The 13,956-nt window shown below is 31.5% G+C and carries 11 protein-coding genes; 3 read left to right on the top strand and 8 right to left on the bottom strand.

From position 1 onward, the window contains the following. Positions 1–36: 36 nt before the first annotated feature. Together AAON49_RS04075 and AAON49_RS04080 are read left to right on the top strand one after the other, a co-directional pair. Positions 37–726 carry a Crp/Fnr family transcriptional regulator gene (locus AAON49_RS04075; protein ID WP_349552835.1) on the top strand — a complete coding sequence of 230 codons (690 nt, stop codon included), beginning with the start codon at positions 37–39 and terminating at the stop codon, positions 724–726. Between the two features lie 14 nt (positions 727–740). Further along, positions 741–1,793 carry a lysophospholipid acyltransferase family protein gene (locus AAON49_RS04080; RefSeq protein WP_349552836.1) on the top strand — a complete coding sequence of 351 codons (1,053 nt, stop codon included), beginning with the start codon at positions 741–743 and terminating at the stop codon, positions 1,791–1,793. Here the strand turns inward: AAON49_RS04080 and AAON49_RS04085 are convergent. The 4 genes from AAON49_RS04085 to AAON49_RS04100 are packed head-to-tail and all read right to left on the bottom strand — an operon-like array spanning position 1,765 to position 6,921. Continuing rightward, the gene (locus tag AAON49_RS04085) at positions 1,765–4,686 is read right to left on the bottom strand and encodes a serine hydrolase domain-containing protein (protein WP_349552837.1); all 2,922 of its coding nucleotides are present in this window, start codon (positions 4,684–4,686) and stop codon (positions 1,765–1,767) included. The two genes, AAON49_RS04080 and AAON49_RS04085, sit on opposite strands and share 29 nt — an antisense overlap. A 21-nt stretch (positions 4,687–4,707) precedes the next feature. Continuing rightward, positions 4,708–5,193, bottom strand: a complete 486-nt coding sequence (locus AAON49_RS04090; RefSeq protein ID WP_349552838.1) for an ABC transporter ATPase — start codon at positions 5,191–5,193, stop codon at positions 4,708–4,710. A 15-nt stretch (positions 5,194–5,208) separates the two neighbouring features. Continuing rightward, positions 5,209–6,093 (bottom strand): carboxypeptidase-like regulatory domain-containing protein, encoded by an 885-nt coding sequence (locus AAON49_RS04095; RefSeq protein ID WP_349552839.1) that lies wholly within the window; start codon positions 6,091–6,093, stop codon positions 5,209–5,211. Then, entirely contained in the window at positions 6,094–6,921 is an 828-nt protein-coding gene (locus AAON49_RS04100; RefSeq protein ID WP_349552840.1) for an exonuclease domain-containing protein, read from the bottom strand. It abuts the gene before it with no gap. A 158-nt stretch (positions 6,922–7,079) separates the two neighbouring features. On the opposite strand from AAON49_RS04100, the gene AAON49_RS04105 reads away from it, so the two are divergent. Continuing rightward, positions 7,080–7,586 carry a flavodoxin family protein gene (locus AAON49_RS04105; RefSeq protein WP_349552841.1) on the top strand — a complete coding sequence of 169 codons (507 nt, stop codon included), beginning with the start codon at positions 7,080–7,082 and terminating at the stop codon, positions 7,584–7,586. Here AAON49_RS04105 and AAON49_RS04110 read toward each other — a convergent pair. The 4 genes from AAON49_RS04110 to AAON49_RS04125 are packed head-to-tail and all read right to left on the bottom strand — an operon-like array spanning position 7,581 to position 13,940. Further along, positions 7,581–8,573 carry a methyltransferase gene (locus tag AAON49_RS04110; protein ID WP_349552843.1) on the bottom strand — a complete coding sequence of 331 codons (993 nt, stop codon included), beginning with the start codon at positions 8,571–8,573 and terminating at the stop codon, positions 7,581–7,583. The genes AAON49_RS04105 and AAON49_RS04110 overlap by 6 nt on opposite strands. 44 nt (positions 8,574–8,617) lie before the next feature. Continuing rightward, entirely contained in the window at positions 8,618–9,217 is a 600-nt protein-coding gene (locus tag AAON49_RS04115) for a VC0807 family protein (protein WP_349552844.1), read from the bottom strand. 25 nt (positions 9,218–9,242) lie between these two features. Beyond that, complete coding sequence (locus AAON49_RS04120; protein WP_349552845.1) at positions 9,243–9,941, bottom strand: 4'-phosphopantetheinyl transferase family protein; 699 nt, start codon at positions 9,939–9,941, stop codon at positions 9,243–9,245. A gap of 3 nt (positions 9,942–9,944) precedes the next feature. After that, positions 9,945–13,940: a non-ribosomal peptide synthetase gene (locus AAON49_RS04125; protein ID WP_349552847.1), complete on the bottom strand. Its 3,996-nt coding sequence runs from the start codon at positions 13,938–13,940 to the stop codon at positions 9,945–9,947. Positions 13,941–13,956 lie beyond the last annotated feature (16 nt).

The following is a 13,956-nucleotide window of genomic DNA, read 5'->3' on the forward strand; positions in this document are numbered from 1 at the left end:
TTTTTTTGCTAAATTTAGAGTATCAAATTCCAAAAAATGAGCAGTAAATGTGAACAATGCATAGTACGTCAACTCAACTCTTTAAATGAATTGAGTAAAGATGAATTGATTCGTATTTCTGCCTGTAAAACTTCACAATTCGTTAAAAAAGGTGAAACTCTTTTTGAAGAGGGCAAATACATCAATGGTGTTTTTTGTATTAAAGATGGTGTTTGTAAGGTTACTAAAATGAGTAGTAATGGAAGGGATCAAATTGTAAAACTTATTAAAAAAGGCGATTTGATTGGCGAAAGAAGCCTCATTAGTGATGAACCTTCAAACCTTAAAGCTACTGCAGTAAATAATTTAGAGGTTTGCTTTATTCCTAAAGAAGAGATAGTAAAAGACTTAAAACAGAATAGTAATTTTACAATGAGCATACTTAAAGAGCTTGCTTCATCTTTAAAAGAAGCAGATAATGTTATTGTAGATATGGCTCAAAAAACAGTAAAGCAAAGATTAGCAGAGACCTTGTTGCATCTTAGAGAAAATTTTGCTGTTTCTGATGATGGTCCTCTAGACATTCAACTTTCTAGAGAGGACATAGCTAGTATTATAGGTACTGCCACAGAATCTGCTATTCGTTTGTTGTCTTCATTCAAAAAAGAAAAACTAATCAATCTAAAAGGAAAAGAAATTTACATTTTGAATCCTAAAAAACTGCAAAGAATTGCAGAAGGATTTTAATTTATTATCGATTTTTGAAAACTCTCTGGTATTATTTTGTAAAAGCTCTTGTAAAGTCTTCATTGTTCTTTTATTCAAAAAGAATTAAAGTAACTGGAAAAGAAAACATTCCTAAAAGAGGTGCTGTATTATTTATGGTGAATCACCCTAATGGTTTAATAGATCCATTAATTGTTGCTGTTAACAACCCTAGGGTTCAACATTTTTTGGTAAGAGCAGCTGTATTTAAAAAACCTTTGGTAAAGAAATTCCTTGCCACTCTTAATTTAATGCCTATTTATAGAATTAGAGATGGTGTAAAGCAATTAGGTAAGAATCAAGAAATCTTTCAGCAGTGTTTTTCTATTCTTAAGAAGCAAAAAGCTCTAATGATTTTCCCTGAAGGAAGCCATAATAGAAAAAGAACCATTAGGCCCTTAAGTAAGGGATTTACAAGAATTGTCTTTGGTGCTCTTGAGCAAGATCCTGACTTACAAATTCAAATAGTACCTGTGGGAATTACCTATCAAAATTCTTCTACATATCCAACTCACATAAGTCTTCAGTACGGAAAACCTATCTTAGCAAATGATTATTATTTTCCAGAGGATCAAGTAACTGAAACCAAGAAATTAAAAGAAGTAATTACTAAACAACTTCAACAATTATCTGTTCATATTCCTGATGATGAGAATTATCATGATGTATTGAATAAACTCAACAAAGCAAATGTAGATTTCACTCAGGTACAAGTTATAAATAACATGATTGAGATTGGAAACATTACTAAGAGAAAGAAAAAAGCTCATCTTTTTGGTTTCCTAAAACCTATTATTATTCTTAACTCTTTGCTTCCTTGGTTGCTTTGGAAATATATTGATGGTAAGAACGATGAAATTGAGTTTGTAGATACGTTTAGGTTTGGAATTAACACTATTACGTTTGGCTTGTTTTATCTAATACAAACTTATTTAGTATTTGTGTTTTTTGATTGGAAAACAGCAGCTATCTATTTTGTAAGTTCTTTAGTAGCTGTTCTTTTGTTTAGTAAATTTCATACTAGTTCTGCAGAATCGATTCCTGAATAAGTCGTTGTACTTCAGTTCTTATATCTTCTTTAACCAAACCTCGATTTTCCATATTAGGATATACTCTATTCGAAAGAAATACATAAACAATTCCGCTTTGTGGATCTGCCCATGTATAAGTTCCAGTAAATCCACTATGTCCGAAACTGTCTTCAGAAACGCAACCACAAGTTGCTTTTATATCTGGATTTAACTGTGGCTTATCAAAACCTAAACCTCTTCGAACTTTATCTTCTTCAAAATATCTTTGATTGAACATATCAAATGTTGCCGATTTAAAATATCTCTTTCCTCCGTAATATCCTTTTTGAAGATATAATTGCATCATCTTTGCAATATCATTAGCATTGGCAAATAATCCTGCATGACCTCCTACTCCACCTTGCATAGCAGCTCCCATATCGTGTACATAACCATGCAATAATTGATTTCTGAAATAAGTGTCTTTTTCTGTTGGAATAATTTCTTTTTTATCAAACTTTTTTAGAGGAAGATATGTCATTCGATTAGCACCCAATGATTGGTAAAATTCTTTTTGCACCAATGCATCTAAACCCTTTCTATACTTTTTTTCTATGGCTTCTTTGAAAAGATAATATCCTAAATCACTGTATTTATAACCTATATTCTCTCTTTGATCGGCTTCTTTGATATACTTGTAAATAGAATCTTTATAAGACTTATGCAAATACAGATTCTCTGCAACTTGAATGCTAAATTTCTTAGTTCTTTTCCTGCTGTAAAATGTATTTAAATTTTTCTTTGTGATACTATCTTGAGTTAACGTGTAAAAGGGTATCCAAGCCTGTAACCGTCCGTAATGAGACAATATTTCTTTTACTGTAACGGTATCTTTATTTGACTTTTTAAATTTTGGAAGTATCTCACGTAAACTTGCTCCTAATGGGATTTTTTTGTCTTCCTCAGCTTTCATGAGCATTGGTAATGAAGCTAAAATCTTAGTTAGAGAAGCTACATCATACAAATCAGAATTTTTGACCGAATCTTTCTTTTTATCTGTGTGAAATCCAAAGCTTTTTTCATAAATCACATGACCATGTCGTGCCACTAAAACTTGTAATCCCGGGGACATTTTTTCTTTTAAAACTACTTGTGCAACAGAATCTATTTTAGCCAATTTTTCTGACGACATTCCAACTGCTTCTGGAATTGTATATTGTAATCTTTGTAAACTCTGGGTAGCGATCCCTGTTCCAGCAGGAAATTCTTTTTTGATTGATACAGGTAGTTTTCCGTTTGCAGAGATTGCTCCGAAAATAGTTTGAGCGGCAATCTCTTGTGCATTTTTGCTATTCTGATAAGCAACTAAAATCGCTTCTATATTTGTATATGACTTTATGTCTAACAGACTGTAGGGACTTGCAAAAACTGATAGAATAGTTTTGTTTTTTCTGGCTATTTCATGAAGCCAAACAAGCTCTTGATTTGAAAACTTAAATGGTTTCCATGGATGTTTATTTGATTTATGGTAGCCTACAATTACCAAATCAAAATCATCAAGAGTATTTATAACCTGATCTAATTTATCTCCAGAAACTTTTGTTACACCTGTATACTTTTTTAAGATGTTTAAAAAATGATTTCCTGAATCATCTCCTAAAGAAACATAGGCTATTTTTTCGTTCTTTTTTAAATCTTTTACAGGTAAAATACTTTTCTTATTCTTAATTATAGTCATTGATGCCTTTACCAATTTTCTATGTAAAATCTCATCTTCAACAGTATTGAGTTCTTTGATAAGATTTAATGTATCGATTGGTTGATATTGATGCAAGCCAACTTTGTATTTTGCCAATAAAATTTTTCGAACTGATTCATCAATTCTATTGATAGTCAATTCTCCATTGTTTAAAGACTTCTTTACCAAATCTATAGTTGCGGGAACATCTTGTGGTATCAATAGAATATCATTTCCTGCTTGAATGGCTGCAAGATCTATCTCTGCCGATGTGGAATAGTTTGCGGCTCCTTTCATATTTAAGCCATCGGTAAATATCAATCCTAAGAAGCCTAGTTCTTCTTTAAGTAAATCTGTTACTACTTTTTTCGATAAGGAAGTAGGAAGTTTAGGATTAGATTCTAAGACTGGAATACTCAAATGTGCGGTCATCACTCCAGCAACACCTCCATCAAAAATTCTTTTGTACGGATATAACTCTATAGATTCTAACCGTTCTTTATCAAAATTTAAAACCGGAAGTCCAATATGCGAGTCTGTAGATGTATCTCCATGGCCTGGAAAATGTTTTGCCGTACCAATTACATTTTGACTCGACATTCCTTGACTAAAAGCAATGGCTTTTTGGGTAACATTATTTTTATCTTCACCAAATGAACGATTTCCAATAATTGGATTCTCTGGATTGGTATTGATATCTACCACAGGTGCAAAATTTACATGAATTCCTAATCTCCTACAGTGTTTTCCTAAATGTTCTCCAAATTGGGATATGAGTTGATTGTCTTGAACAGCTCCTAAAGTCATGTTCCAAGGAAATCTATAGGTTTCTTTTAGCCTCATGTCTAACCCCCATTCTCCGTCTATAGCAATTAGCAAAGGAACTTTGGCTAAAGATTGATATTTATTGGTAAGTTCTGCTTGCTTTTGCGGTGTACCTTGCATGAAAATCAAATTCCCTACATGATATTCTGTAAGCATTTCCTTAATAAAATTCTCATGAACAGAATCTTTATTAGAATAGGCTTGAATCATAAACAATTGACCAATTTTTTCATCAACTGTCATTTGATTCATAATACTGTCTACCCATTTTAACTGAGCATAATAATCATCAGTTCTCAAAGGATCTAAATTTTGAGAAAATGATTTTGTAAAGACAAGTAGAACTAAAAGAAATAGAATTTTTTTCATTGCAATAATAGTCTTCAAAAATTACACCAAAAATCGTTTGTGCCAACTTTGCTCAGCAGGAACTTCCCATTTATTTTCTAATTCATTTTTTGTAGTTACCATATTATTAAAAACCGTGGTTTCTTTGGTTATCTTTTTCTCTTTGGCGTATTGCCTGAAATCATTCATTTTAACAACATTGATGTGTTCTCCGCTCTTAAATGAAATATTCATTTTATCCATTAAATCTATTTGCAATGCTTTTTCTAGTTGCTGTACAAAGTGAACAGATGCATCAATTGAACATCCAGACACTCCATTAAAACCTTCATCAACTGCTAATACTAAAAATTGATTGTATTTGATGGTGAAAGATCCTTTTAAATCCGATCCGTGTTTTGTCCATTGTTCTACAAAGTCTTTAGCTCTTTCAGAAATATATGTTATTTCATTTTGTGTAAATTCTCTATCGGATTGATAAATCCAAACTCTTGAATTACTAGGTAAATTTTGATATTCTACAAACATAATCTTACGCTACTTTTAATTTGATAAAGTTACGGAAATTGCAGGAACATGACCTTTAAATCTACCTCTTTTGGTTACGGGTAATTCAAGCCATTCTCCTTTCACATAAATATAATTTCTACTGTATTTTTTGAAAGCTTTGGATTTGGTTACCCCAATTACAGGTGAATAGAATCCTTCTTCCAAAGGATTGTTCTTATTCTTACCATATTTGTTATACGGAATAAACAACTTTTCAAAAGCAACAAAGAAACCATCTTTGGGCATCTTAATATTGTGATCTGTAACATCTAGTTCTACACGAGTTTGATCTTCGGTAACATTTACGGGAATATTTTCTAGCAAAAGATCTGATTTTGGTTTTCCTGTTTCAGGATCTCTGTCAAAAATTCGAAAACGAAACTTTGACTTCTTGTTTCCTCTTCTTGGAAATTCGATGGTGATTTTTGTTAGATAAGAGCAGCAATCATTCTTTTTCGTATTCGGAAAATACTTGGCAACCATTCTTAAACCTCTGCTATGCATTCGTGTAATGTCTTTTTTGACAGGGTCTAAGATTACATGTTTTTCAAGTTTTCTAGAGAGAATAATTTCATTTAAAATTTCTGTTTTAGGTTGCAAATACACAACTCCTTTTTGTAATGCGTTAGCACTTATAATAGTGTCTTTATAGTTTAAGCAAGAAATATGAATCTTTCCTTGCAAATATTTTTGGTCTAAGTACATAGAAAAACTTCCATCTTCATTAGATGAAATTCCTTTTTCTGTATTTAAAAAGCTAAGGTTTGCATAGACTACAGGTTCTTTTGTTATAGCATCTAACAGTTTCCCTTCAAAAGTGATTCTTTGTGCATTTAAAGAACAGGTAATAAATAAGAAGGCTAAGAATATTTGCTTCATTTATCTTAGATTAAATTTTTGCTGCAATGCTTTTAATTTTTCTTCGTCAGTCATTGTGCTTTTAGGAGCTGACATACGTTGTTTGATTTCTCTTAAAACTTTCTTTGTGTATAAGGGAAAGTCTGCATTCTGTATCCAAGCATTGTATCCTGGGTTTTCTTTTAAAACTTCCTCTACAGTTCTGTTTTTATATTTTCCAAAGGAAAAAATCTCTTGGTCTTTATCGTTAAACAAAATAAATCCAGCAAAATCTGCTCTTTTTGTATGCGAAGAGTATTCGCTTAAAGCGTCTACTGAATTCTCTATATCATCATAACGATCTAATTGTGCTTTTAATATTTCATAGGTAGCATTGGTATCTGCTTCAGCTGAATGAGCATCATCTAAATCTTTTCCGCAATAGAATTTATATCCTGCACTTAAGGTTCTTTGTTCTTTTTTGTGGAAAATAACTTGTACATCGATGGCTTTTCTAGTATTCATATCAAAATCAATTCCTGCTCTTAATAATTCTTCAGCAAGTAATGGAATGTCAAAACGATTGGAATTAAATCCAGCAAGGTCTGCATCAGAAATCATTTCATTTACAGTACTTGCCAATTCTTTAAATGTTGGTTCTGTAACTACTTTTTCATTTGTTATTCCGTGAATTGCTGTTGCTTCTGCTGGAATTTCAATTTCTGGATTGACCAACCATGTTTTGCTTTCTTTGTTTCCGTTTGGGAATATTTTTAAAATAGAAATTTCTACAATTCTATCTGTACCAATATTTACTCCAGTTGTTTCTAAGTCAAAAAACACAAGGGGTTTTGTCAATTTCAATTCCATATAGTATACTTATTTCAAAAGGTTATAATAATGTATAAATATAAAAAACCTTTTATGTACAGCATCAATTTTCTCTTTCTATTTATAAGTAATAACAATGATAATTTATCATGTCTTTTAGATGTTTTTAGGACTTTTAAACCTCTAAAGTTTAAAGTATGGGATCAACAGTAATTATTAAGGGAAGTTCTAAGAGAAAAGGAAATACACAAAAAATAATTGATTATTTAAATAAGGATAATGATTTTGATGTAATTGACTTGTTGGATTATACAATAGGGCCTTTTGACTATGAATTTAAAAATAGTAATGATGATTTTTTACCTCTTATGGAGAAAGTTATCTCTCAATACGACACTATTGTCTTTGCTACGCCGGTGTATTGGTATAATATGAGTGGTACTATGAAAATTTTCTTTGATCGTCTTTCTGACCTACTACATTACAGAAAGGAATTGGGTAGACAATTAAGAGGGAAAAAAATGGCCATGTTTAGCAACTCAGGTGAAAACGATTTAAAAAAAGGGTTTTCTATGCCTTTTCTTGAAAGTGCCAACTATTTAGGAATGCACTATTTAGGTGACACACATTCTTGGTTTACAGGTGATGATATTGCTCAAGAAGCTAAAAAGAATATTGACTTGTTTAGTGAGAAGATATTATAATAGAGAGTACTCTATAATTTCTCTATTTGTTTCTGTAGAATAGATTTTTTCTAGATGGAATCCACATTCTTTTCCTAAAATTCTATACTCTTCTTTATTCCTTTCTTGTCCATTCACCAAGATCATAAAGTTTAAACTCATCCAGTTAGAAATATCACCAGAACCATCATCTGGAAGAATATTTTCAATGATTAGTAGTCTTTTTTGATCTTTGGGAGTATCAATTCCATCAGAAGAATCCATAGCTTTTCTCACATTTGTTAAGATATTCTTTGTTCTGTCTTCTGGCCAATTATGAATGACATTCTTCATTGTATAGAGATCTGCAACATCTGGAACTTCTTTAAAAAAATCGCCACTTATCATATTATCTTTTCCAAGCACAGTGTCTTCAAAGGTGGTATCGAGGTCAAAGACAACTCCTTCCAATTGGTTATTCTTTTCAAGCATTTTCATTAAAAAAGATCCTTTACCTCCACCTATATCCATCACTTTTTTAAAGGGACTGAAATCAAAAGCTTCAACAATTTTATCATCCTCAGTTTTCCATATTTTAAACATGGCTTCATGAAAAACTTCAAGTAATTCTGGCTTGTCTTGTAAATAATCTAGAGTTCCGGTTTCTATTGTTGGTGAATACTTTGGTCCGTTTCCATTTTTTAAAATAGAGGTTAAATGTCCCCAAGGCATGTAACGGTATTCTGCACCATTCAATCTTGCTTCTGCTCTTTTAGAATAAGGATGGTTGCTACTAAGCAATGCTCCAAACTCTGTTAACTCATACGCTTTAGTACTGGTATTAAAATTAACAAATCCAAGTTCGGTTATACATCGTAAAAATTGCTTTAAGTAAATACCATCGAGATTTAATTCTTCAGTTAATTCTGTATGAGTTTTGGGCGCTTTTTGAAGAACATCCGCAAAAGCCAATTCGGCAAAAGTATAGGTGCATTGCTGCATCCAATTACCATAGATTAATTTAAACATGGCTTCTATATTTTGCCTTAGATTTTCTTTATTTATGCTTTCAACTATTTCTTTGTTTTTTTGATGATATAGATTACATAGAAAACTGTAAGCCCAGTAAACACATAACCTATCACAGAACTTGTTATCTGTATTGTATTGAATGATTCTATTCCTTTATTGAAAATCAAAAATGATTTTATACCACCTGTAACTACTTCTCTAAGTACAAGAAATAGAGTAAACCAAACAAAATAACCGTAATTTTCAGGCGAACGATATAGCGTTGCTGAATCTTTTCTAGGTATTCCTTTGGCGTATGCATAATCAATGAAAAAGTACATTCCAATTGGTTTTCTAATGAGTATGGTTAATACGTAAAAGACAATTGATATAATGCTCATATATACACCATTCCACAATTCTTGTTCAGCTGTTTTTGAAATTAAATTGAAAATAAAATTCAGTGAGATCAATGATAAAAAGAAGATTCCTGTTACATTCCATTCTTTTTTTATTACAGCCATTGCTACCGTATAAATTACTGCGGGTAGCATTCCGTAAAGTATAGCGTAATAATCTCCTAAGTTTTCTCTAAAAAGGTTCCATAATAATAAGGGAACTGCTAAGTAGAAAAATGCATCTAAAAAAATTCTTTTTGCCATGGTTCTAGTGTTTAGTTGTTAACTTCTAAAAAGTTACGCTTTTTATGGAATCAAATTTTAATTCCGTTGGAAAAGCCATACTTATTACAGTGTTTTGTTGAATCCAAGCAATAGCTTTTAGCCTAGTTAAATGCTTAAAACTTACTTCATAAAATGTTCCTATAGCTTTAATTTCTTTGACTTCAAAAACACCTTCAGGTATTGTAAATCCTGTTCTCAGAGCTTTAGACACAGCTTCTTTTGACGCCCAGTAAATATACTTTTCTTGTAATGAGAAGTCTTTGTTGTATCTAGATAAATAAAAATCTAAAGATTCTTCATTCTCGGCTAAAATTTCCTCAACATCAACTCCAATAGGATAAGTATTGTCTTCCGCCAAGAATGCAGCGGCATGATGTTTTGTATGCGCAATAGAAATTTGCATATTACTAATACCCTTAGTTTGAATTAAAGGGAAACCCCATACTCCGGTTTCAATATTAATTCCAGTTTCAGTGAGTTCTTTTTGCAGTAATCTTATATTCTCTTTTGCAAGGATTCTTCCTGCAATGAATTCGTTTTTGCGACTACTGGCTTTAAAGTTTTCAACGATTTGTTTTTCTTCTGAAGAAAGATGAGAATAGAAATCTTGTATAGTAGAATCATATTCTCCCTTAGATAAGATAAACCGTAGTTTTTTCTCATTCTCAGTAAAGTTCACAAAATATGTTTCTTTCGTTTTCATTCTTTATCTAATACTGGTTAACCATTGTTGAATTACATCAGCAATTACTTTTGAGTTTTCAAGGTTTATCATTGTAATGTGATTTCCTGGAACTTCAATAATTGTTAGATTAGAACAATACTTGCCCCATCCTAGATCGTCTGAATGTGCAACTGAATTTTCTTCTATAATTAAGTTTTCTTCTGCTTTTAACAGTAGAACTGGTCCGTCATACATTGTGGGTTCAAACTCAGTTACAATCTCATTGTGTTTAACAAGAATGTCTAAAAACTCTTTAAAGTTTTCTATTGTTGTTTCTTCTGGTGTTAATTGAACTTTGATAAATTCATTTAAAATCCCTTCATAATCTACAATATCGTTTTCAATAATCTTCTTATCAAATTTTCCACTAGTAAAAACATGCACTTTTCGCAGATAAGTATACAATCTATCCTTATATGTAACATCTTCTTTTTTACTATGACTTATTGCAGGTTGATCTAATAAAACTACTGGAGTTTTTATGTTTTTCTCCGCTAATATACATGCCATTTGGTGAGCTACTAAAGATCCCATAGACCAACCAGCAAGAATTAGGTTAGATGTAAATTCTTTCTGTTGTAATGTATTAAAATAATGATTAGCTAATTTCTCTATAGTAAGGGAGTTGTTTTCTTCTTTTGGACTTGTGTATTCAAATGAAAAAGTGTCCATTGTTGAAGAAAGTGCCATTCCTACCGGATAATAACACATTATATTTCCTCCAGCTGGATGTATCCATATACTCTTTTGAGAGTTTTGCTTTTCTACCAAGGCTATTGGATTATCTACCGTGGAATTTTGACTTGCATTTCTTCTTAGCATACCCGCTAACTCTCTAACAGAGCTATGGCTGAAAAGATTTGCTATGGCAAGTTGACTATTAAATTCTTTATTGATTTTCGAGATGAGTTTGATTGCTAAAAGAGAATGACCTCCTATATCAAAAAAACTATCTTCTATTGTAATCTCATTATTAGAGAACAACTCTTTATAAAACTCTAATAGTTTGATTTCAAACAGATCTCTAGGTAGTGCTTTTACTTCTTCAGTTTCATTAGAAACACGTATTTCTTTTAAAGCTTTATAATCTATTTTTCCATTAGATGTTAATGGAATTTTCTCTACAAATGTATAGGCTGGAACAAAAACTTCAGGTAAATATTTTTTCACATAAGAAGTTAGTTTACCAGCTTGAATATTTTTTGAGCTTTGAATTGCTGCTCCTATTTTTTTAGACTGGTTAGAATCTTCTAAAAGATATACTACGGCATTGTCTATTTCTTCATAGTTCTTTAAAACCGATTCTATTTCGCTTAACTCGATTCTAAATCCATTGATCTTTACTTGAGAATCTGATCTTCCTAAAAAGATAACTTCGTTTAACTCGTTTACAATTCCTTTATCTCCTGTTTTATAAAATACTTCTCCGTCAATCTTTACAAATTTGTCTTGAGTTAGGTTCTCGTCATTTAAATAACCGTTTGCTAAATTGTTTCCCTTAATACAAATTTCTCCTTCAACTCCTTTGGGAACTGGATTTAATATTGAATCTACAATATAAACTCCAGTATTATTGATAGGGTTTCCTACTGGAACTTTATCAGACAATGTATCAAAATCTAACTCATACGTCATCACACCAATTGTAGTCTCTGTTGGCCCGTAATGATTGATTCCTCTTAATTCTTTGGATTTGTTTTCTTGGATTAATGAAAGTAATGTATCCGACATTGCTTCCCCTCCACACAACAATACTTTTTTAGGAAGAATATCTGTAATTATCTCTGAGAAAGCTTCTAAATGAGAAGGAACAATTTTCATTACATCAGCTGGATTTTCTCTTAAAAAGGTACTCATTAAGTGCGGATCCAATAAAGTCTCTTGTGATGGTAGTAAGAGTGTTGCTCCGTAACCTAGAGATAGAAAAATAGATGTATTTCCTAAATCAGCTTCAATAGCAGATACGTGAGCATATGTTTTTAAACTTTTATCATTTACTACATTTTCTAATCCTTTCGTATAGTTTAATAAGGCTCCATGAGAAATAACAACTCCTTTGGGTTTTCCTGTGGTTCCTGAAGTATAAATAATGTAAGCGGCGTCTGAAGATTTGAGTTGGTTGCTTTCTTTAATTGCATTTAAAGATATATCATTCAAATCATTAGGTGAGACACACGTAATATTGTCTTGTTTTTTATCCGAAAAAAGTAGTTTTGCTTTACTGTCTTGGATGATAAACTGCAATCTTTCTTCTGGAATATTTGATGCTACTGGCAAATAAGTACAGGTTGCTTTAAAACAAGCTAACATTCCAATCACAAAAGAAACATTTCTTCCTGTATTTAAGATGATTACATCGTTTTTTACAGCTCCTTTTTCAATAAATAACTGGGCTAAAGAATTGGCTTTCTCGTTTAATTCAGAATAAGTAATTTCTCCTTCAGAATCAACAACTGCAATAGCTTCAGGAGAGTTTTCTAGTGCTTTTTCAAACAATTCCAACCATGAATTTTCTGGATATTTTATATTTTTTCCAGAGATAATTGAAAGTTCATTTTTGGGAAAAACCACTTGCTCTTTAATGGGAATTTCTGGATTTTCTATAACAACATCTATCAAGTTCTGATAATGCTTCAGAAATCGTTCAACCTTTGTTTTAGAAATTCGTTGATTCTTATATGTCAATGATATTTTAGAATCATCTCCAGCAACTTCTACCCATAAATTGATATCAAACTTTGAAGTTTTATAATCTATAGGAAGTAACCCATACTCCTCATTTTTATTTCTTTTAGGAAAGTGTTGATATGCAAAATGCATGTTAAAGAGTACATTTTCATCTAAGTTCCTCTTTGGGTTGATGGCTTTAATTATTTCAGTAAAAGGAACTTCTTGTCTCCTCATATACTGATTTATGTTTTGAATGGATTCTTTCATGAGTTCATAAAATGACATGTTCTCATTTACCATCAATCGCATTGGAAGTGAGTTAAAGAAGAGCCCGTATGTTTTATGAAAATAATGAGAATTCCTATTTGCTACTGGTGTACCAATAACCAAATCTTTCTCTTGTGTGTAAACACTAGAAAGAATGGTAAAGCATACCAGATAAAACTGAAAGGCTGTATAGTTGTTTTTCTGGCAAAATGCATTGATTTTTTGAAATGTTTCTTCAGGAAAGTGATGCACTAATAAACCTCCTTCATAAGATTCTTCATTGTTATAAAAATCTTTAGGAAATCTAGCTGATGGTGGCGGGTTTATTAATTTATCTTTCCAAAAATCAATCTGTTCGTTATACTTTTCCGATTGCAGCCAATCTTGTTCCCATTTTACAAAGTCTACATAAGAGTACTCTTTTTGAGTACCAACAGTTATGTTGCTATAATCAATATTTAAATCGTTCGACAAGAGTGTATTCGTCCATCCATCAGAAATAATATGCTGCAAGTTTAGAAGCATTACAAATTCCTTATCGTCTACTTTTACTAGCTTGGCAGAAAATAATGGAAGCTGTGTTAAATCGAATTGAATGGAAGAATGCTCTAGGGCAATTTCGTCAATCAATTTTGTTTTATCACCCTTATGTTCACTAATGTCTTCATAATTTAACTTAGGTGAGTATGAGGAATGTATTTTTTGAAAAACCATCCCATTTTCTTCATGAAATGTTGTTCTGAGAATTTCATTTTGTACAACAACTTGTTGTAAAGCTGTTTTCAAATTTTCTATAGAGACATCTCTTTGTAATTTAACCGCTATGGGTATATTATAAAGAGATGTATTTTTAAACAAATAAGATAAAAACCAAATTCTTTCTTGAGCTTTAGACAATGGGTACTTCTCATTAGAAGTACGGGGCATTTTCTCAAACTCTTTTTTAACTTTCTTTTCTCCTGATTTATTTCTGGATGCAAGTAATTTCCGTATTTGATCTGGGCTTAACCCTTTTAATTTATCTTTTAAAGAATCTTGCATTTAGTCTTTTTGTTTT

This window comes from Pseudotenacibaculum sp. MALMAid0570 (assembly GCF_040151415.1).
Lineage (GTDB): Bacteria > Bacteroidota > Bacteroidia > Flavobacteriales > Flavobacteriaceae > Polaribacter.